The following is a 19,616-nucleotide window of genomic DNA, read 5'->3' as shown; positions in this document are numbered from 1 at the left end:
GCACCGCACGGAGGCCGCCCCGGACGACAGTCCCGGGGCGGCCTCCGCCGCGTTCACTTCCCGATGTCCTCGCCCCACAGCTCCGGGTACCGGGCGACGAACTCCCGCATCATCGCCACGCACTCCGGGTCGTCGAGGACCACGACCTCCACGCCGTGTTCCGCCAGCCAGTCGTGCCCGCCGTGGAAGGTGTCGGCCTCCCCGATCACCACCCGCGCGATCCCGAACTGCCGCACCAGTCCCGAGCAGTACCAGCAGGGCGACAGTGTGGTCACCATCGTCGTCCCCCGGTACGACCGCTGCCGTCCCGCCGCCCGGAAGGCCGCCGTCTCCGCGTGCGCCGACGGATCGCCGTCCTGCACCCGCCGGTTGTGCCCCCGCCCGAGCAGCGTCCCGTCCGCGCCGTACAACGCGGCCCCGATCGGCACGCCTCCCCCGGCGAGACCGGCCCGCGCCTCCTCCAGCGCCGTGGCCAGCCAGGCGCGGTCGAGCTGCCTCTCCACGATGTCCGGGCCTTTCGTTCGGCTGATGGAGCCTCACCATACGTACGCACGCGGCCACATGGTGCTGCGGCGCGTAAGACGTGGCGTCCCGTCAGTGGCCGAAGGGGGACGGCCCAGCAGTGGCGGCTCGGTCGCCCGGAACCGGACGCGGGCGTGAACCCGTTCACCGGGTGAGCGCCGCGCTCCGCGCCGGACTCGTCCGCACGATGTGCCACAGCTCCTCCCGGTAGGCGTCAGGCCGGGACGCGAGGTCCACCCGTGCGGACAGCGCCAGCGGATCGGCGTCCGCGCCGCGCAGCAGATCCACCGAGGTCTGGGCGAACCACTGCCGCAGTCCCGCGCGTTCGGCCTCGGCCAGCATGTCCCGCAGCCGGCTGACGGCCGCCCGCGCCTCCGCGCGTCCGTGGCGGTCCGTGCCGAGCCGGAGCCGCCGGCCCGCGGCGGGCAGGGCGGTGAGCAGATGCCGGTCGAGTTCGGCGGTGAGCCGTCCGGCCTCCTCCACCGCGCTCCGCGCCTCGGGGCCGGCCTGCACCAGGACGCGCAGCGCGGTCAGCAGGCGTTCCGCGTCCGGTCCGGTCAGGTCGGCGTCCAGCCGCACCCAGATGTCCTCGGCCACGTCGTCGGCCCGGCGCCGAGCTGCCGACCACACTCTCTGCGCCGTGCGCGGCCCGAGCCCCGCCGTCTCCGCGAGGCCCCACGCCCCTGCGTCCAGCACGTCCCGCACCGTGCGGATGCCGTGCCGTTGCAGCTCCGCCACCGGCAGGAGGGGGACGGAGGCCCACCGCAGCCTGCCGGCCGGGACCGCTGCCAGTTCCTCCCGTACGCGCGTGTCGTGCAGCGGCCACCACGCGTCCCGTACCGCGCGCACCGCGCGCTCGTGGTCACGGACCACCGCGTGGGCCGCCTCGCGCAGGCGCTCGGCCCGCCGGACGGTGAGCGGGGCCGATCCGGTCGGTCCGACGAGCCTGATCAGGGTCCGGACGCCGCCGCAGACGAGGCCGGCGAACGTGACCAGCAGTCCGGCCACCGTCAGCGCGTCGGAGACCTCCACCGCCCGGTCGGCGGCCGCATCCATGTCCGGGACGTACAGCTCGCCCTTGAGGTCGCCCTCGGCCACCACGAAACCGGTGTCCCAGCCCAGGGAGCCCCCGTCGGACTCGGAGGTGCCCTTCAGCAGAGGATCCCGGTCGGGGTCGCATTGGTACGGCCCCGTGCGCTGCCCCGCGCCGTAGGGGTCGGTCCACCGGACCGCGCAGGTGCCGTCGGGCTCCTCCTCCAGAACGGTGAACTCCACCTGTTCCAGCTCCGGGTACTCCGGGCCGGTCTCCCAGACCACGAACCCGAGGACGACCAACAGCAGTCCCGCGGCCACGACCCACCGGAAAATCGGCCTGCGCCGCATCGCCGCCCCCTGCACGCCGTCCACCACGTCGTGGCTCAGTGTGGCGGGGGGTGTACGCCCGGTGCAGGGGCCGGAACCGGCAGTCGACGTGCCCGGATCCTTCCGGGGCCCGGCAGCGTCAGTCGGTCCTGGGGTCTTCGTCCGGGTCCCGTTCGCGGTCCCCCTTCTTGTCCTCGTCGAGGGACTTCAGGAAGTCCGGGTTGTCGTCCGGGGCGACCCACTGACGGCGGCCGCCGCTCCCGCCCCAGGCGGAACCGCCCGCGCCGGCGGGCTGCCGCTTCTTGCCGGCGATGAGCCAGGAGATCGACCCGACCAGCGGGAACAACAGCACGAGGATCGCCCACAGCGGCTTGGGCATGTGACGGATGTCCTCGTCCTTCGTGCTGATGCAGTCGATGAACGCGTAGACGCTCAGGGCCAGTGGCACGAGGAACATCAGCACCCGAAGCATGGGGCCTCTCCAGCGAAAGCGGTGGGCGGTACGAGTCCAGCGTAGCCGCTCGGGGATACTGGACCCCATGGCTTACGACGATCTTCGCTCCCTGCTCAGGGCGCTGGAGCGCGAGGGTGACCTCAAGCGCATCAAGGCCGAGGTCGACCCGCATCTGGAGGTCGGTGAGATCGTCGACCGGGTGAACAAGGCCGGCGGTCCCGCCCTGCTCTTCGAGAACGTGCGCGGCTCCTCGATGCCCCTCGCCATGAACGTCTACGGCACCGACCGCCGGCTGCTGAAGGCGCTCGGACTGAAGTCGTACGCGGAGATCGGGGAGAAGATCGGCGGGCTGCTCAAGCCCGAGCTGCCGCACGGCTTCGTCGGGGTGCGCGAGGCGTTCGGGAAGCTCGGCGCGATGACGCACGTGCCGCCGAAGAAGGTGAAGTCGTCCGACGCGCCCGTGCACGAGGTCGTCCTCACCGGCGACGACGTGGACCTGGAGCAGCTCCCGGCGCTCTTCACCTGGCCCAAGGACGGCGGCTCCTTCTTCAACCTCGGCCTCACCCACACCAAGGACCCGGAGAGCGGCGTCCGCAACCTCGGGCTGTACCGCCTCCAGCGCCACGACAGGCGCACCATCGGCATGCACTGGCAGATTCACAAGGACAGCCGCAACCACTACCAGGTGGCCGCGCGGCGCGGTGAACGGCTGCCGGTCGCCATCGCCTTCGGCTGCCCGCCGGCCGTGACGTACGCCTCCACCGCCCCGCTGCCCGGCGACATCGACGAGTACCTGTTCGCCGGGTTCCTCCAGGGCAAGCGGATCGAGATGGTCGACTGCAAGACGGTCCCGCTGCAGGTGCCCGCGCAGGCGGAGGTCGTGATCGAGGGCTGGCTGGAGCCCGGGGAGATGCTGCCCGAGGGGCCGTTCGGCGACCACACCGGCTTCTACACCCCGCAGGAGCCCTTCCCCGCGCTGACGATCGACTGCGTGACGATGCGGAAGCGTCCGCTGCTGCAGTCGATCGTGGTCGGCCGCCCGCCGACGGAGGACGGCCCGCTTGGCCGCGCCACGGAGCGGTTCTTCCTCCCGCTGCTGAAGATCATCGTCCCGGACATCGTGGACTACCACCTCCCCGAGTCGGGCGGCTTCCACAACTGCGCGATCGTCTCGATCGACAAGAAGTACCCGAAGCACGCGCAGAAGGTGATGCACGCCATCTGGGGCGCGCACATGATGTCGCTGACCAAGCTGATCGTGGTCGTCGACTCCGACTGCGACGTGCACGACCTGCACGAGGTGGCCTGGCGGGCGCTGGGCAACACCGACTACTCCCGTGACCTCACGGTCGTCGAGGGCCCCGTCGACCATCTCGACCACGCGTCGTACCAGCAGTTCTGGGGCGGCAAGGCGGGCATCGACGCGACGCGGAAGTGGCCCGAGGAGGGGTACACCCGGGACGGCGGCTGGCCCGACATGGTCGAGTCCGACCCGGAGACGGCGTCGAAGGTCGACCGCCGCTGGAAGGAGTACGGACTGTGACCTCGGCCTCCGCCGCCCTCCCGCAGCAGCCGGGACGCACCAAGGCGTTCCTGCGGCTGGTGATGATCGAGCACTCGGTGTTCGCGCTGCCCTTCGCCTACATCGCCGCGCTCACGGCGATGTACGAGTGGGACCAGAACATCCACTGGGGCCGGCTGCTGCTGGTCACCGTCGCCATGGTCGGCCTGCGCACCTTCGCGATGGCCGCCAACCGCATCATCGACCGCGAGATCGACGCCCGTAACCCGCGCACCGCGCAGCGCGAACTCGTCACCGGCGCCATGTCGGTCAAGCACGCCTGGACCGGCGCGCTGATCGCCCTCGCCGTGTTCCTGGGCGCGGCGGCCCTGCTCAACCCGCTGTGCCTGGCGCTCGCCCCCGTCGCGGTGATCCCGATGGTGGTCTATCCGTACGGCAAGCGGTTCACCAACTTCCCACAGGCCATCCTCGGTCTCGCGCAGGCCATGGGCCCGGTCGGCGGCTGGCTGGCGATCTCCGGCTCCTGGTCCTGGGAGGCGGTCGTCCTCGGCCTCGCGGTCGGCATCTGGATCGGCGGCTTCGACCTCATCTACGCCTGCCAGGACGTCGACACCGACCGGGAGATCGGCGTGAAGTCCGTCCCGGCCCGCTTCGGCATCCCCGCGGCGATCTGGGGCGCCCGCGCCTGCCACACCGTGACGACGGCCCTGTTCGCCTGGTACGCGGTGCTCACCGACGCCGGCGCCTTCTTCTGGCTCGGCCTGCTGATCGTGGCCGGCGCCTTCGTCTACGAGCACACCATCGTCCGCCCGCACGACCTGACCCGCCTCAACCGCGCGTTCTTCAGCGTCAACGGCTTCATCGGCATCGCCCTGTTCGTGTGCGCGCTGCTGGATCTGCTGGTGCGCGGGCTGACGGTGTAACGGGCGGTCTACAGCGCTGGTCCGTTCAGGAGGGCCAGCTCGCCGTCGGTCAGACGCAGGCCTCCGGCGGCGACGTTCTCCGCCAGGTGCGCCGCATTCGCCGTACCGGGGATGGCCAGCACGTGCGGTCCGCGGTGCAGGGTCCAGGCGATCCGTACCTGAGCCGGTGTCGCGTCGTGGGCGCGGGCGACGTCCCTGCCGCTGCCGCCGCTGCGCTCACCGTGCCCCCTTGTCCGCCGACCCGTCAGGTCCCGGAGTATGGGGCCGTCACAGGGCGCCGCGACAGCCCGGCGGGCTGGGCGAAACGTCACACGCGGATCCGGAACCAAGAGCCCTCGCGCAGCCGTTGGACATGACGGGTAGGCGCCGCGGCGAGCGCGCTCTAAAGGGCCGGTTCGAGGGGCTTGGAGGGGCGGCGGCGGAGGAGGAAGGCCGCTGCGACGCCCGCGGCCAGGCCGATCAGGTGGCCCTGCCAGCTGACGCCGGACTGGGTGGGCGCGAGGCCCGCGAGGATCGAGCCGCCCCAGACCGCCGCCACCAGGACGCCGGCCGCGATGCCCAGCGGGCGCCGCTCGACGAAGCCGCTGACCAGCAGATAGCCGAACAGGCCGAAGATCAGGCCGGACGCGCCCGCGGTGTTGGTGCCCTCCGGGGATATCAGCCATACGCCCAGGCCGTCCGCGACGACGATCAGCGCGCACACGGCGAGGAACCGGCGTATCCCGCCGAGCGCGGCGAGGAAGCCCAGCACCAGCAGCGGCACGCTGTTCGCCGCCACATGGGAGAAGCCGAAGTGGATGAACGCCGACGGGACCACGTCCACCAGCTCGGACGGGGTGCGCGGCACGACGCCGTAGCCGTCCAGCGCGTGCCCGGTGGCGACGTCGACGACCTCGAGCACCCACAGCAGCGCCACCCAGCCGGCCATCAGCACGGCGGCGGCCCGCACCCGCTCGCCCCGTGACCACGCAGGACGCGTGTCCGTCATCGTCCACCCCCCGTCGCCGGGCCGTTGTGAGAGAGAACGCCCGGGCACCCTGGCCCGGTTCCCGCCCTGCGACTTTGGATAGGCTCGGTCCCGTGAACCCAGCCAAGCCAGGAGAGACGCGGCGTACGCCTTGGATCGTAGGGGTCTCGGGCGCCTCCGGCACTCCCTACGCCGCCGCGGTGCTGCGGGGGCTGCTCGCCGCGGGGGAGAGCGTCGACCTCGTCGTCAGCCGGGCCTCCCGGCTCACCCTGCTGGACGAGACCAAGATCGCCTTCCGGGACGCCCATTGGCGCGACGACCTGCGGGAATGGCTCTCCCGGGGGGCGGACGGCAAGCCGGACACCTTCTCCGTCGACCTCGACGGCGTACGGTACTGGGCCGCCGGCGACCTCGCGGCCGGGCCGTCCTCGGGGTCGTATCCGAGCAAGGGCATGCTGATCGTGCCCGCCTCCACGGCGAGCGTCGCCGGGGTGGCGCTCGGGCTGTCCAAGGACCTGCTGCAGCGGGCGGCGAGCGTGACCCTCAAGGAGGGGCGCCCGCTGGTCGTGGCCGTACGGGAGACCCCGCTGAACGGCCAGACGCTGCGGCACCTGGTGACGCTGGACGACGCGGGCGCGACCGTACTGCCCGCCTCACCGGCCTTCTACGCGGGCGCGACGCACATCCAGGACCTGGTGGACTTCGTCGCCGGACGCGTACTCGACGCGGCGGGCGTCCCTCACACCCTGTACCGCCGCTGGAAGGGCGAACTCGGCGGCGGAACCCGCGCGGACGACTGACCCGCCCGACCGCGGCCCGGCACGCCCGCCGGCCGCGACGGCACCACACGGCACCACCTCTCGGAAACTTCGTACCTCTTCAGTGGAAGGCATCGATTCGATGGACGCGGTGGACAGGCAGCTCATCCAGGCCCTGCGGGAGAACGGCCGGGCCTCCTACGCGGAGCTGGGGCGCCTCGTCGGTCTGTCGGGACCCAGCGTCACCGACCGCATCAACCGGCTGGAGGCGGCCGGCGTCATCACCGGCTACCGCGCCACGGTGGACGCCCCCTCGCTCGGCCTCGGGGTGACCGCCCTCATCGGCATCTCGCTGTCCGACGCCGCCGACCACGAGGACGTGGCGCAGCGGCTGAAGGACCTGCAGGAGATCGAGGACTGCTGGTTCATCGCCGGCGACGACTCGTTCATGCTCAAGGTGCGCGCCACCGACGTGGACGGCCTGGAGCGGATCATCCGCCGGCTGTCCGGCACCAAGGGCGTCTCCCGCACCCGCACCACCATCGTGCTCTCCACCAAGTGGGAGAACCGCGTCGGTGAGCTGCCCGAGGAGGTCGACTGACCGGGGCGTACGGTGGTGCGGGTCTGTCTTCTGGGAAAGAGGTAACGGCATGGACGTCGGGCTCAAGCGCGAGCTGGAGGAGAAGGTCCGCTCCGGTGAGCGGCTGACCCGCGAGGACGGCATCGCGCTCTACGAGTCGGACGACCTGGCCTGGCTCGGCGGGCTGGCGCACGAGGTGCGGACGCGGAAGAACGGCGACGTCGTGCACTTCAACGTCAACCGCCACCTCAACATGACGAACGTGTGCACGGCGTCGTGCGCGTACTGCTCCTTCCAGCGCAAGCCGGGGGAGAAGGACGCGTACACGATGCGCATCGAGGAGGCGGTGAAGCTCGCCGAGGAGATGCGGTCGGAGAACCTCACCGAGCTGCACATCGTCAACGGGCTGCACCCGAACCTGCCGTGGCGCTACTACCCGCGGTCGCTGCGGGAGCTGAAGGCGGCGCTGCCGGAGGTCTCGCTGAAGGCGTTCACCGCCACCGAGATCCACCACTTCGAGACGATCTCGGGGCTGAGCGCGAGCGAGATCCTCGACGAACTCATCGACGCGGGGCTCGAATCCCTTACGGGTGGTGGCGCGGAGATCTTCGACTGGGAGGTCCGGCAGCACATCGTGGACCACAGGACCCACTGGGAGGACTGGTCCCGCATCCACCGGCTGGCGCACGAGAAGGGTCTGAAGACCCCGAGCACCATGCTGTACGGCCACATCGAGGAGCCCCGGCACCGGGTCGACCACGTGCTGCGGCTGCGTGAGCTGCAGGACGAGACCGGCGGCTTCCAGGTGTTCATCCCGCTGCGGTACCAGCACGACTTCGTGGACATGAAGGACGGCAAGATCCGCAACCGGCTGCAGGCGCGGACGCAGATGGCGACGGGGGCGGAGGCGCTGAAGACGTTCGCCGTGTCGCGGCTGCTGTTCGACAACGTGCCGCACGTCAAGGTGTTCTGGGTGATGCACGGCGTGCAGACGGCGCAGCTGGCGCTGCAGCACGGGGCGGACGACATGGACGGGTCGGTCGTCGAGTACAAGATCACCCATGACGCGGACAACTTCGGCACGCCGAACAAGCTGACGCGTGAGGATCTGCTGGATCTGATCCGGGACGCGGGCTTCCGGCCCGTGGAGCGGAACACGCGGTACGAGATCATCCGTGAGTACGACGGGCCGGATCCGGCGCGCCGGGAGTCGCCTCAGCCGATGCGGGTCTGAAGGTCGCTCCGGGGGTGGGGGGCTCTGGTCCGACGCCGTCCGCGGAGGGGTGGTGGGCCGGTCGCGCAGTTCCCCGCGCCCCTAGGTGTGCGCCGCCGCCCCTCGCTCCACAGCCAACCCCCCAGGGGCGCGGGGAACGGCGCGAGCAACCGACGCCCACCCGCACCCGGCATGCCGTCCGAGGCCCCCACCCCCTAGGGGCGCGGGGAACGGCGCGAGCAACCCATGCCCACCCGCACCCGGCATGCCGTCCGAGGCCCCCACCCCCTAGGGGCGCGGGGAACGGCGCGAGCAACCGACGCCTACCCGCACCCGGCATGCCGTCCGAGGCCCCCACCCCCTAGGGGCGCGGGGAACGGCGCGAGCAACCCATGCCCACCCGCACCCGGCATGGTTGAGAACCCCCATCCCCCTCAGGGGCGCGGGGAACTGCGCGAACGGCTGCCGGGCCGCACCCGGCGATGGTGCCGCCGCCCCCCGCGGGGTACCCGCTCCGCATGGTGACCGAGGACGCCTACACAGCCGCCCCCTTCCTGCCCGCCCGTGGCGGACTCCCCGCACTGAGGAAGGCCGCCGCCACCTGCCGAGGCTGCCCCCTCCACCGCGACGCCACACAAACGGTCTTCGGCACCGGCAAGGCCACCGCCCGCCTCATGCTCGTCGGGGAGCAGCCCGGCGACCAGGAGGACCGCCGCGGCACCCCCTTCGTCGGCCCCGCAGGGCACCTGCTCGACCGTGCCCTCGCCGACGCCGGCCTGGACCCCGCCGACGCCTACGTCACCAACGCCGTGAAGCACTTCAAGTTCACCCAGGCCGAGCCTCGTAAGCGCCGTATCCACAAGGCGCCGACCCTCCGCGAGTCCGCCGCCTGCGCCCCCTGGCTCGCCGCCGAACTCAGGGTCGTCGAGCCCGAGCTGATCGTCGTCCTCGGCGCGACCGCCGGAAAGGCACTGCTCGGCTCCTCGTTCCGGTCACACACGTGCGCGGCACGGTGCTGGAGGAGGAGATCCACGGCCACCGGCGGCGCCTGGTCCCCACCGTGCACCCCTCGGCCATGCTGCGCGCCGACGACCGCGACGGCGCGTACCAGGGGCTTGTCTCCGACCTGGAAGTGGCTGCGCGGGCGCTGGAGTAATAGTTAGACTCGCTTCATGCCCCTTACTTTTACCCTGGACCCCGAGGTCACACCCCCACTCCGCGACGGCATCCTCGACCTCTGGGCCGACGTCACCGACGCGGGCGGCGCCGTCGGCTTCGTACCGCCGGTGACGCGGGAGGACATACGCCCCGCCCTGCTGCGGCAGTTCGCCGACATGGCGGAGGGCCGCTCCCGGCTGCTCGTGGGGCACGACGAGGAGGGCGAGGTCGCCGCCACGGCGTTCCTCACCCGCAACACCCACCCCCTGATGACCCACTGGATCTGGCTGTACACGGTGATGGTCCACCCCCGTCACCAGGGCAAGGGGTACGGCCGCGACCTGCTCGCCGCCGCCGAGCGGTCCGCCCGCACCCAAGACGGGGTGGAGGCGATCCGCCTCGCCTGCCGCGGCGGCCTCGGCCTGGAGCGCTTCTACGCCTCCTGCGGATACAAGGAGGTCGGCAGGGTCCCGGGCGCGATCCGCGTGGCGCCCGGCGACGACCGGGACGACGTGATCATGCTGCTGCCGCTGACCTGAGCCCCGTACGGATCCGCCACGACGCCGTACCCCGCCGAAAGATCGGCCGCCGGACGTGCTTCACTGGACGTCGTCCCCTCGGGGACGTTTCTGACCGTACGCACGGAAGAGTGGATGAGATGCTCCGCTACACGCTGATGCGCCTCGGGGTCTTCGCGGGCTGCCTCCTGGTCGCCTGGGGCCTTGTCTACTCCGGTGTCGCGCCGCGCGGTCTCGGCGACTCCAACGGCCTGTGGGTCGTGCTGCTCGCGCTGCTGATCTCCGCCCCGATCAGCTTCGTCGTGCTCCGCAAGGAGCGGGACCGGGCCTCCGAGCGGATCGTGCGGCGGGTGGAGCGCGCCAAGGCCAACCTGGACGCCAACCGCACCCAGGAGGACGCGGCCGACGACACGGCCCGCGCCCAGGGTCAGGCACAGACCTCGTAACGTCCCTCACACCCGCGCACCGCATCGTCGGCGCCCCGGGCTCCCGCATCGACGGGAACCCGGGGCGCTTTGCGTTATGTGCGTGTCTGTGCCCTCACGCCTTCCAAAGCAAGGCTTTGAGCACCTCAAAGTTCAGGTGTTACGGTCTTCTGGTGAAGTCAGCAGCCGTGTTCCCCACGCCCCGGAGTGTTCCGCTCGTGGCACGCCTGCACGTGGACCTCTGCCGGGTCACCGCCGCGAACTGTCGTCCCTGACGTTCCGCCCCCCCACCCGAGTCCCGACACCTCCCCACGCCTTCCCCCCTTCCGGAGCATGTCCGTGTCCTCGAACACGCAGTCAAAGCTGCCTGTCCGCGTGCCCTTCTGGGCCCAGATACTCGCCGGCCTCGTCCTGGGCGTCCTGCTCGGCTGGCTCGCCCGCAGCCAGGACCTCTCCTGGCTGGTCACCGCCCTGGAGAAGGTCGGCGGCACCTTCATCGGCCTGCTGAAGCTCGCCGTCGCGCCGCTGGTCTTCTTCGCGATCCTGGTCTCCATCACCAACCTGCGGAAGGTCAACAACGCGGCCCGGCTGGCCTCGCGGACCCTCCTGTGGTTCATGGTCACCTCGCTGATCGCGGTGGCGATCGGCCTGGTCATCGGCCTGGTCACCAACCCGGGTGCGGGCACCGGCCTCACCCCGGCCGACGGCAAGGTTCCGGAGAAGACCGGCTCCTGGATCGACTTCCTCACCGGCATCGTGCCGACCGACGTGATCACGCCGTTCACCGAACTGAACGTGCTGCAGATCGTGTTCATGGCCGTCGTCGCCGGTATCGCCGCCCTCCAGCTCGGTGAGAAGGCCCAGCCCATCCTCACCCTGAGCGAGTCCGTCCTGGAGCTGCTGCAGAAGGCGCTGTGGTGGGTCATCCGCCTCGCCCCGCTCGGCACCGTCGGACTCATCGGCAACGCCATCGCCACCTACGGCTGGGACCTGATCGGCAAGTACGCCACCTTCACCGCCGACATCTACGTCGGCTGCCTGATCGTCCTCTTCGGCGTCTACCCGGCGCTGCTGGCGACCGCCGCCAAGGTCAACCCGGTGCAGTTCTCCAAGGGCGCCTGGCCCGCGATCCAGCTCGCGTTCGTCTCCCGCTCCTCGGTCGGCACCATGCCGCTGACGCAGAAGGTCACCGAGCGCCTGGGCGTGCCCAAGGAGTACGCCTCCTTCGCCGTGCCGTTCGGTGCCACCACGAAGATGGACGGCTGCGCCGCCATCTACCCGGCCATCGCCGCGATCTTCGTCGCGCAGATCTTCGACGTGCCGCTGGGCGTGGGCGATTACCTGCTGATCGCGTTCGTCTCGGTGGTGGGCTCCGCCGCCACGGCCGGCCTCACCGGCGCCACCGTCATGCTGACCCTCACCCTGTCCACCCTCGGTCTGCCGATGGAGGGCGTGGGCCTGCTGCTCGCCATCGACCCGATCCTGGACATGATCCGCACCGCGACGAACGTCGCCGGCCAGGCCCTGATCCCGGTCGTCGTCTCCGCCCGCGAGGGCCTGCTCGACCGTGACGCGTACGAGTCGGTCCACGCCTCCGCGGTCGACGAGATCCCTGCCGACGAGGAGCCCCGGCGGGTCCCCGCGGCGGCCTGACCGTCCCGCACCGGCGTGCAGGGGGCGCTTTCCGGCAACGAGTGCGTGGTGACCGTTGCTGGGGAGCGCCCCTTACGCGGGGCGCCGTGGTGGTGTGTGATCGCAGGACCACACACATTTCCCGCAGCGAACCGCGGGAACAGCACCACAGGCGAAGGGGGACCCCGTGGCACGTACGCGGGCGCAAAGCCTACGCAACGTCGCTCAGTCGGTCGTCGGCGGCGCGGATCCGCGCGCCGCGGCCCGTGACGAACTGCGCCGCCGCACCGGCGGCGGCACGTCACAGAGCGCTTCGCGCCAGGACAGCGGGGACGAGCACGAGGAGTGGCCCGCCCAGGGCGACGGCATGGATCCGGCCGACTTCCCGGCCGCCCGGGAGCAGGACGGCAGCTCCGTCGACACGGTGATGCGGCAGAAGACCGTGTCGCTGGACGAGGCCGGCGAGGCGCTGAGCCGCAGCGAGCAGCTGCGGGAGGACGGCGAGACCGTGCACGCCATCTACCCGATGGTGATGCCCAAGGGCCGCTCCCTGATGTCCATGCTGCCGGTGCTGTCGCTGCTGGTGATCGGGATCGTGGGCACGTCGGTCTCCTCGGCGGCCGGCGGCTGGAGCGTGACCCAGCCGGTGTTCGGGCTGCACTACTGGGTGATCGCGGTGGCCGCCGTCGCCTTCGTGTGGTGGCGGCAGGGCCTGGTCATGGTGCCGGACGGCTGCCAGGCGATGATCACCCGGTTCGGCAAGCTGGAGAAGGTCGTCGGCCCCGGCCGGGTGACCCTGCTCAGCCCCTGGAAGCGGGTGTCGTACATCGTCAACACCACCCGCGAGTACCCGTTCAACGCACCCGTGCGGGAGGCCCCCACCAAGGGCGGCGTGAAGGCGTCCATCGACCTGTTCATCCAGTTCCGGATCAGCGACCCGGTGGAGTTCGTCTACACGCTCGGCGCGGTGCGCGGCTTCGAGGAGAAGCTCGGCAACGCGGTCAGCGAGACCATCCGCAGCCTGATCTACGAGCAGGAGGCGGCCGGCATCTACGACATGGTCGGCGAGGACAGCGGCCGGCTGCTGGAACAGCTCAACCAGCAGTTCCGTCCCGCGGTGGAGCTGACCAACGCGAACATCACGCACGCCGAGCCCGCCGACCGCCGCTACCGGATGGACCTGGCCGCGCCCGAGATGGTCCGCATGGCCAAGGAGGCGTACACCCACGAGTACGCGCTCCAGCTGCGCAAGGAGCAGGACGAGGGCGACCTGAACCGCGAGCTCGCGTCCAGCCAGGAGACGCTGTCCGCGATCCAGGCCGACATCGCCCAGTACCAGGCGCAGATGGACACCGCCGTGGAGCGTGAGACCAACCGCGCCGAGGCGCTGGCGCGCCAGCGCTACGTGCAGGCCGAGTCGGAGGCCAAGGCCAACGCGGCCCTGCTGGAGGCGCAGGCCCTCGACATCCGCGCGGTGACCGCCGCGGAGGCGCCCGAGATCCTCGAGTACCGCTATCAGCAGCAGGTGCTCGACACCCTGGAGCAGGTCGCCGACCACCTGCCGCGCCTGGTGCGCATCGGCGGCGCCGACGGCACCGGGGCCGCCGGGATCGACTTCCTCGAGCTGGCGCGCGAGCTGGTCGGCGAGCGCGGCGGGGAACTGTTCGGCGAGGGCGAGATGGCCGCCGTACGGGAACGGCTGGCGGAGGTGTCCGCGCGGATCGCCGCCCGCGAGGAGGAGATCGGCGCGCTGCTGGCGGCCGAGCGGCCGACGGTGCCCGAGGTGCCGGAGGCGGGCGTGACGAGCGCTGCCCCCGAGGGCGCCGAAGCAGCCGATGTGTCCGGGTCCGCCGAGGAGGTCCAGCCGTGAGTGCCGCCCGCCTTCACCGTCGTTCGGTCATCTCCGAGGCCGTCGCGCCCTGGGGTGACATCGCCCGCCTGCTGCGCGGCGGCGAGGCCGGCACCCTGCTGCCGGTCATCATTCCCAAGCACCGCCGCAGGCTGTGGTGGATGCTGCCGCTCTGGGCCGGCGCCTACGCCCTGCTGTCCGGCGTGACGCTCACCCTGAAGGAGTCCGGCTCCGACGGGCTCGGTGGCATGGCCGCAGGCGCCCTGGCCACGTTCTCCTACACCGTCGGTGTCCTGCTGCTGGTGGCCGGCGGGCTGTGGTGGTGGCGCTCCTCGATCGTCGAGATCGAGCAGGGCACCAACGGCGTGCTCACCCGGTACGGCGCCGTCGTGCGCACCCTGGACGCGGGCCGGCACTACCTGTGGCACCCCTGGTCGCGGGTCGACTTCGTCGTCGACACGGCCACCGAGATCCCGTACTCGGCGCCCGTCATGGCCTGCCCCACGCAGGAGAACGTGCCGCTGCGCTCGATCGAGTTCTTCCTGAAGTTCCGCATCACCGACGCGGTGCTGTTCGTCCGGACGATCGGCGCGGGCAACTTCGACCTGGTGCTGTCCAGCGCCGTGCAGGACGCGATCCGGCAGCGGGCCCGCCGGGTGCGTACCGAGCGCGCCTACGACCTGCGCGGCTCCGACGTCGCCGACATGCAGGACCTGCTGAACCACCAGCTGTCCCGCTACGGCGTGCGCATCACCGGCTGCAACATCCCCGACGTGCAGCTGCCGGCGCAGTACCAGCAGCACCTGGCCACCCGGGAGCAGGTCGCCAAGGAGAGCACCGCCTACGAGCAGGAGTGGGGCCTGATCCGCAAGCGCCGCATCGACAGCCTGGGCATGGACATCGAGCGGGCCAAGAAGATCCGCGACGCCCGGATCGTCGAGGTGCGGGCCGCGCTGAACCGGGCCCGTGAGGAGGTCGCCCAGCTGCTGGAGCGGCAGGAGACCGAGGCCCAGCGGGTGCGCTTCGAGATCGAGACGCGGGGCCGCAGCGGTCTCATCGCCGCCGAGAACGAGGCCCGCGCCCAGCAGGCCCTCGCCAAGGCCTACCGCGACAACCGGGCGGTGCTCCAGTACGAACTGGCCCGCAGGCGGCTCGAAGTGGGCGCCGGACTGGCCGGCAAGGCCCCGCGTCCGGTCGTGGTGCGCACCGACGGCGGCACCGACACCTCGGCGTTGTCCACGCTGTTCACCGCGCAGCTGCTGCCGCGGCTGACGGCGGGCGAGCTGCCGGTGACCGGCGGCGCGCTCCGTCCGGCGGAGGACGGCGGCCACGACCCGCGGTAGCGGCGGACCGTACGCTGTGTCCCATGGGTGCCGTGAAGACGAAGCGGATGCCGCGTGCGGTCCGTGAACAGCAGATGCTGGACGCAGCCGTACGGACCTTCGGTCACCGGGGGTACATGGCCGCGTCGATGGACGAGATCGCCGAACTGGCGGGCGTGTCCAAGCCGTTGGTGTACCTGTACCTCAATTCCAAGGAGGACCTGTTTACCGCGTGCATCCGCCGTGAGGCCAGGGCGCTGACCGAGGCGGTCCGCGCCGGGGCCCGGCCCGAGCTGCCGGCCGACCGGCAGCTCTGGTCGGGCCTGACCGCGTTCTTCACGCACACCGCGCGGCACCCCGACGGCTGGGCGGTGCTGCACCTCCAGGCGCGCACGCACGGCGAGGTGTTCGCCGCCGAGGTCGCGGCGATGCGCGCGGAGATCGTCGCGTTCGTGACGCAGCTCATCCTGGCCGCCGCGCGGGAGGCCCACCGGGACCCGGACCTGCGCGAGGCCGAGGTGTCCGGGCTGGCCGAGGCGCTGGTCGGGGCCGCCGAGTCGCTGGCCGACTGGGCCAACGTCACCCCCGGGGTCACCGCCCGGCAGGCGGCGACCACGCTGATGAACTTCGCGTGGGCCGGCCTGGGCGACCTGATGGCCGGGCGGCACTGGTCGCCGCCCGACGCCACCGGGGACCCCGGGGGCATTGGAGACGCGGACGCTCCCGGGCCTCAGAGCGGGCTGACCTCACCGGTGAGGTGAACCCGGCCGCGGCCCCCGCGCAGGGCGAACCGCCCGCCGTGCGCCGCGTAGGTCACCGTGCCGGGCAGCAGTACCGGGGCGCGGAAGTCCGCCCGTACGGTCGCCGCGTCCGGGGTGCCGTGCGTGGCGAGACAGCGGGCGACGGTCCACATGCCGTGGGCGATGGCGCGGGGGAAGCCGAAGAGGCGCGCGGTGAGCGGGTGCAGGTGGATCGGGTTGCGGTCACCGGACGCGGCGCCGTAGCGGCGGCCCAGGTCCCCGGCGAGCTGCCACTCCGCGACGGCGGGGAGCGCTTCGGCGTCGTCCCGTGTCCCCGCGGGGTCCTTCGGGGGCGTGGCCGTGGTCCGGTGCCGGGCCAGGTAGGTGCTGCGTGACTCCCACACGACCTCCCCGTCCGCCCGCAGCTCCGTGACCACGGCGGCCTCGGTGCCGCGCCGGTGCGGGACCAGCCCGTCGACGTGCACGCTCAGGTCGTAGGCGTCGGCGGACGGCGTCGCGCGGTGCCGGGTGACGTCGATCGACGTGTGGACGAGCCCGAGCAGCGGGAGCGGGAAGTCCCGGGCGCTCATCAGCCGCATGGCGAGCGGGAAGCCCAGCACGTGCGGATACGTCACCGGCAGTGTGCCCGGGCCGTCCGGGAAGCCGCACACCCTCTCGTACGCGGTGAGCCGGGCGGGGTCGGCGCGCAGGCCGGGGAGCACCAGCCGGGTGCGCGGGTGCGCGGCGGCCGGGCTCGGGCGGCGGAACGGTGACAGCACCGCGCCGCGGGCGAGCAGCGGGGTGAGGGCCGGGGGGCGGGTGAGGACGGCCTCGGCGCGGTCCGAGGGGGGCGGTGTCATGGCGGTCACGCCCCCAGCAGGCTCTGGCCGCAGACGCGCACGACCTGGCCGTTGACCGCGCCCGACCCGGGGTGGGCGAGCCAGGCGGTGGTCTCGGCGACGTCGACGGGCAGACCGCCCTGGGCCAGGGAGTTCATCCGGCGCCCGGCCTCCCGGATGAACAGGGGGACGGCGGCCGTCATCTTGGTCTCGATGAAGCCGGGCGCGACCGCGTTCACCGTCACCCCGTGCTCGGCGAGCGCGCGGGGCGCGAGGGCGCGGACCAGCCCCGTGATGCCGGCCTTGCTCGCGCCGTAGTTGGTCTGGCCGGCGTTCCCGGCGATGCCCGCGATGGAGGCGGTGGCGACGATCCGGCCGTCGCGCCGGAGCGCCCCGGCCTCCAGCAGCGCGTCGGTGGTGCGCAGCACGCTGCCGAGGTTCACGTCCAGCACCGAACTCCAGCGGTCCTTCGGCATGTTGACCAGCCTGCGGTCGCGGGTGATGCCCGCGTTGTGGACCAGCACGTCCAGTCCGCCGGGGAGTGCCTCGGCGATCCGGGCGCCCGCGTCGGCGGCGGTCATGTCGAGCAGCAGCACGCTGCCGCCGATCCGCTCGGCCACCCGGCGGGCGTCCTGCTCGGCCTGCGGCACGTCGAGGACGACCACCTCCGCGCCGTCCCGGGCCAGGGTCTCGGCGACGGCCTCGCCGATGCCCCGCGCGGCGCCCGTCACCAGGGCGGTGCGTCCGGTCAGCGGGCGGTCGGCGTCCTCGGCGGCGGGGCTCTCCTGGTCGCCGACGGTGACGACCTGGCCGCTGACGTAGGCGGACTTGGGGGAGAGCAGGAAGCGCAGGGTGGACTCGGCCGCGTCCGCGTGGGTGAGGCGGACCAGGTTCACGGTCCTGCCGCCGCCGGTCTCCTTGCCGAGCGAGCGGGTGAAGCCCTCCAACGCCTGCTGGGCGGCGGCCTGATGGTGGTCGGCGGGGTCGAGCGGGGCGCCGAGCACCACGATCCGGCCGCTCTCGGCGACCGAGCGCACGACGGGGTGCAGGGCGGCGTGCACCTCGGCGAGGTCGTCGACCGTCCGCACCCCGGTGGCGTCCAGGACGACGGCGGCGGGCTTCCCCGCGGCCTCGTCCGTGGGGAGTCCGGTGCGGGCGAGGACGGGGGCGAGGCCGAGGCGGGAGGTACCCGCGGTGAGGTGGAGCAGCCCGCCGTCCAGGGCCGGCCGCTCCGCCGACCAGCGGCGCAGCGGGGCGGGCCGGGGCAGTCCCAGCCGGCGCGTGAGGAAGCGGCCCGGCGCGGTGCCGGTGAAGCTCAGATAGCGGTCGGCCATCGGGGACTCCCAGGTGTGCGTGCGAGGGGGCTCACTCAGTGCTTACTCTGGAGTAAGGTTACCGGAGGTAAGCCTATGTCACGGTTGAGGAGCAGGTCGAGATGAGCACCCTGGAACCAGCCGCCGCGCGGCGCGTCGCGGTCATCGGCGGCAGCCGCGTCCCGTTCGCCCGCTCCGACGGGCCCTACGCCACCGCCTCCAACCAGGAGATGCTCACCACGGCCCTGGACGGCCTCGTCGAGCGGTACGGTCTCGAACAGCCGGGCGCGGTCGGCGAGTTCGTCGCCGGCGCGGTCCTCAAGCACAGCCGTGACTTCAACCTCGCCCGGGAGACGGTCCTCGGCTCACGCCTGGACCCCCGCACCCCCGCCTACGACATCCAACAGGCCTGCGGCACCGGACTCCAGGCGGTGATCGCCGCCGCCAACAAGATCGCCCTCGGCCAGACCGAGGCCGCGATCGCCGGCGGCTCCGACACCGCGAGCGACGCACCCCTCGGCGTCAACGACGACCTGCGCAAGGTGCTGCTGGAGGCGCGCCGCGCGAAGTCGCTCGGCGCCCGCCTCAAGGCGCTCGCCAAGGTGCGCCCCGGCCACCTCGTCCCCGACATCCCGCGCAACGCCGAGCCGCGCACCGCGCTGTCCATGGGCGAGCACGCCGCCGTGACGGCACGCGCCTGGGGCATCGGCCGGGAGGCGCAGGACGAGCTGGCGGCCACCAGCCACCAGCGGCTGGCGGCGGCGTACGAACGCGGACTGTTCCAGGACCTGGTGGTGCCCTTCCGCGGCCTGGCCCGCGACCAGAACCTGCGCCCCGGCTCCACGGTGGAGAAACTCGCCACGCTCAAGCCGGTGTTCGGTCTCGACGGGCCCGAGCCCACCATGACGGCGGGCAACTCCACCCCGCTCACCGACGGCGCCGCCGTCGTGCTGCTGGCGAGCGAGGAGTGGGCCGAGCAGCGGGGCCTGGAACCGCTGGCCTACCTCACCGCGCACGAGACCGCGGCAGTGGACTTCGTGCGCGGCGACGTCGTCGACGGCGAGGACGGCCTGCTGATGGCACCGGCGTACGCGGTCCCGCGCATGCTGGAGCGGGCCGGGCTGGGCCTGGACGACTTCGACCTGATCGAGGTGCACGAGGCGTTCGCCTCCCAGGTACTGGCCACCCTGGCCGCCTGGGAGAAGCGCGGCCTGCCGCCCGTCGACCGGTCCCGGCTGAACGTGGCCGGGTCGTCCCTGGCCACCGGACACCCCTTCGCCGCCACCGGCGCCCGCATCGTGGCGACCCTCGCCACGCTCCTCGCCGAACGGGACGCACCCGGCCGCGGGCTCATCTCGGTCTGCGCGGCCGGCGGGCAGGGCGTCACGGCGATCCTGGAGCGGCCCTGAGCAGGATCGCCGCGGCCTTGTCCGGGGCATGCCTGAGACCGTCACGTAACCCTGCTCCGGCCCGTAGGGGGCATGCCTGAGACCGTCACGTAACCCCGCTCCGGCCCGCA

19 protein-coding genes and 2 pseudogenes are annotated in these 19,616 nt (G+C 72.3%); 14 read left to right on the top strand and 7 right to left on the bottom strand.

What is annotated here, in order from left to right; all coding sequences use genetic code 11:
* Nucleotides 1-53: 53 nt before the first annotated feature.
* The 3 genes from ACIF8S_RS25570 to ACIF8S_RS25560 form a co-directional block, all read right to left on the bottom strand.
* Nucleotides 54-503 carry a nucleoside deaminase gene (locus ACIF8S_RS25570; protein WP_400002005.1) on the bottom strand — a complete coding sequence of 150 codons (450 nt, stop codon included), beginning with the start codon at nucleotides 501-503 and terminating at the stop codon, nucleotides 54-56.
* A gap of 163 nt (nucleotides 504-666) precedes the next feature.
* On the bottom strand, nucleotides 667-1,932 hold the full coding sequence (locus tag ACIF8S_RS25565; RefSeq protein WP_400002003.1) for a hypothetical protein: 1,266 nt from the start codon (nucleotides 1,930-1,932) through the stop codon (nucleotides 667-669).
* Nucleotides 1,933-2,023: 91 nt separating this feature from the next.
* Nucleotides 2,024-2,356: a PLD nuclease N-terminal domain-containing protein gene (locus ACIF8S_RS25560; RefSeq protein ID WP_400002001.1), complete on the bottom strand. Its 333-nt coding sequence runs from the start codon at nucleotides 2,354-2,356 to the stop codon at nucleotides 2,024-2,026.
* Between the two features lie 67 nt (nucleotides 2,357-2,423).
* On the opposite strand from ACIF8S_RS25560, the gene ACIF8S_RS25555 reads away from it, so the two are divergent.
* Nucleotides 2,424-3,881, top strand: coding sequence for a menaquinone biosynthesis decarboxylase (locus tag ACIF8S_RS25555; protein ID WP_400002000.1), 1,458 nt, complete (start codon nucleotides 2,424-2,426; stop codon nucleotides 3,879-3,881).
* On the top strand, nucleotides 3,878-4,783 hold the full coding sequence (gene mqnP / locus ACIF8S_RS25550; protein ID WP_400001998.1) for a menaquinone biosynthesis prenyltransferase MqnP: 906 nt from the start codon (nucleotides 3,878-3,880) through the stop codon (nucleotides 4,781-4,783). The genes ACIF8S_RS25555 and mqnP overlap by 4 nt, the downstream gene beginning before the upstream one ends.
* An 8-nt stretch (nucleotides 4,784-4,791) precedes the next feature.
* Here the strand turns inward: mqnP and ACIF8S_RS25545 are convergent.
* Both ACIF8S_RS25545 and ACIF8S_RS25540 read right to left on the bottom strand, forming a co-directional pair.
* A pseudogene (locus ACIF8S_RS25545) lies at nucleotides 4,792-4,977 on the bottom strand (aldo/keto reductase); the annotation flags it as partial.
* 188 nt (nucleotides 4,978-5,165) lie between these two features.
* Nucleotides 5,166-5,771, bottom strand: coding sequence for a rhomboid family intramembrane serine protease (locus ACIF8S_RS25540; protein ID WP_400001997.1), 606 nt, complete (start codon nucleotides 5,769-5,771; stop codon nucleotides 5,166-5,168).
* Between the two features lie 92 nt (nucleotides 5,772-5,863).
* On the opposite strand from ACIF8S_RS25540, the gene ACIF8S_RS25535 reads away from it, so the two are divergent.
* From ACIF8S_RS25535 to ACIF8S_RS25485, 11 genes and pseudogenes are all read left to right on the top strand, one after another.
* A complete protein-coding gene (locus tag ACIF8S_RS25535) occupies nucleotides 5,864-6,550 on the top strand; it encodes a UbiX family flavin prenyltransferase (protein ID WP_400001995.1) in 687 nt (228 codons plus the stop codon).
* Nucleotides 6,551-6,650: 100 nt separating this feature from the next.
* On the top strand, nucleotides 6,651-7,109 hold the full coding sequence (locus tag ACIF8S_RS25530; protein ID WP_024883040.1) for an Lrp/AsnC family transcriptional regulator: 459 nt from the start codon (nucleotides 6,651-6,653) through the stop codon (nucleotides 7,107-7,109).
* A gap of 49 nt (nucleotides 7,110-7,158) precedes the next feature.
* Complete coding sequence (mqnE, locus tag ACIF8S_RS25525) at nucleotides 7,159-8,322, top strand: aminofutalosine synthase MqnE (RefSeq protein ID WP_145829674.1); 1,164 nt, start codon at nucleotides 7,159-7,161, stop codon at nucleotides 8,320-8,322.
* Between the two features lie 497 nt (nucleotides 8,323-8,819).
* Nucleotides 8,820-9,457 (top strand): annotated as a pseudogene (locus ACIF8S_RS25520) (UdgX family uracil-DNA binding protein).
* A gap of 16 nt (nucleotides 9,458-9,473) precedes the next feature.
* Entirely contained in the window at nucleotides 9,474-9,998 is a 525-nt protein-coding gene (locus ACIF8S_RS25515; RefSeq protein WP_400001993.1) for a GNAT family N-acetyltransferase, read from the top strand.
* A gap of 119 nt (nucleotides 9,999-10,117) precedes the next feature.
* Complete coding sequence (locus ACIF8S_RS25510) at nucleotides 10,118-10,423, top strand: DUF4229 domain-containing protein (RefSeq protein WP_400002127.1); 306 nt, start codon at nucleotides 10,118-10,120, stop codon at nucleotides 10,421-10,423.
* A 152-nt stretch (nucleotides 10,424-10,575) separates the two neighbouring features.
* Complete coding sequence (locus ACIF8S_RS25505) at nucleotides 10,576-10,677, top strand: putative leader peptide (RefSeq protein WP_311709939.1); 102 nt, start codon at nucleotides 10,576-10,578, stop codon at nucleotides 10,675-10,677.
* 58 nt (nucleotides 10,678-10,735) lie between these two features.
* Entirely contained in the window at nucleotides 10,736-12,055 is a 1,320-nt protein-coding gene (locus tag ACIF8S_RS25500) for a dicarboxylate/amino acid:cation symporter (protein ID WP_400001991.1), read from the top strand.
* Nucleotides 12,056-12,221: 166 nt separating this feature from the next.
* Nucleotides 12,222-13,904 carry an SPFH domain-containing protein gene (locus ACIF8S_RS25495; RefSeq protein ID WP_400001989.1) on the top strand — a complete coding sequence of 561 codons (1,683 nt, stop codon included), beginning with the start codon at nucleotides 12,222-12,224 and terminating at the stop codon, nucleotides 13,902-13,904.
* Entirely contained in the window at nucleotides 13,901-15,226 is a 1,326-nt protein-coding gene (locus tag ACIF8S_RS25490; protein WP_400001987.1) for an SPFH domain-containing protein, read from the top strand. Before ACIF8S_RS25495 ends, ACIF8S_RS25490 begins: the two co-directional genes overlap by 4 nt.
* 23 nt (nucleotides 15,227-15,249) lie before the next feature.
* Nucleotides 15,250-15,966 carry a TetR/AcrR family transcriptional regulator gene (locus ACIF8S_RS25485; protein WP_400001985.1) on the top strand — a complete coding sequence of 239 codons (717 nt, stop codon included), beginning with the start codon at nucleotides 15,250-15,252 and terminating at the stop codon, nucleotides 15,964-15,966.
* Here the strand turns inward: ACIF8S_RS25485 and ACIF8S_RS25480 are convergent.
* On the bottom strand, nucleotides 15,936-16,805 hold the full coding sequence (locus ACIF8S_RS25480) for a MaoC/PaaZ C-terminal domain-containing protein (RefSeq protein ID WP_400002125.1): 870 nt from the start codon (nucleotides 16,803-16,805) through the stop codon (nucleotides 15,936-15,938). The two genes, ACIF8S_RS25485 and ACIF8S_RS25480, sit on opposite strands and share 31 nt — an antisense overlap.
* A 5-nt stretch (nucleotides 16,806-16,810) precedes the next feature.
* Complete coding sequence (locus tag ACIF8S_RS25475) at nucleotides 16,811-18,118, bottom strand: 3-oxoacyl-ACP reductase (protein WP_400001983.1); 1,308 nt, start codon at nucleotides 18,116-18,118, stop codon at nucleotides 16,811-16,813.
* A gap of 101 nt (nucleotides 18,119-18,219) precedes the next feature.
* Here ACIF8S_RS25475 and ACIF8S_RS25470 point away from each other — a divergent pair, with 101 nt between their 5' ends.
* Nucleotides 18,220-19,506 carry an acetyl-CoA C-acetyltransferase gene (locus ACIF8S_RS25470; protein WP_400001981.1) on the top strand — a complete coding sequence of 429 codons (1,287 nt, stop codon included), beginning with the start codon at nucleotides 18,220-18,222 and terminating at the stop codon, nucleotides 19,504-19,506.
* The last annotated feature ends 110 nt before the right edge of the window (nucleotides 19,507-19,616 follow it).

Source organism: Streptomyces sp. NPDC085937 (genome assembly GCF_044540535.1).
Taxonomy (GTDB): domain Bacteria; phylum Actinomycetota; class Actinomycetes; order Streptomycetales; family Streptomycetaceae; genus Streptomyces.
This window is presented reverse-complemented; position numbering and strand designations above follow the sequence as displayed.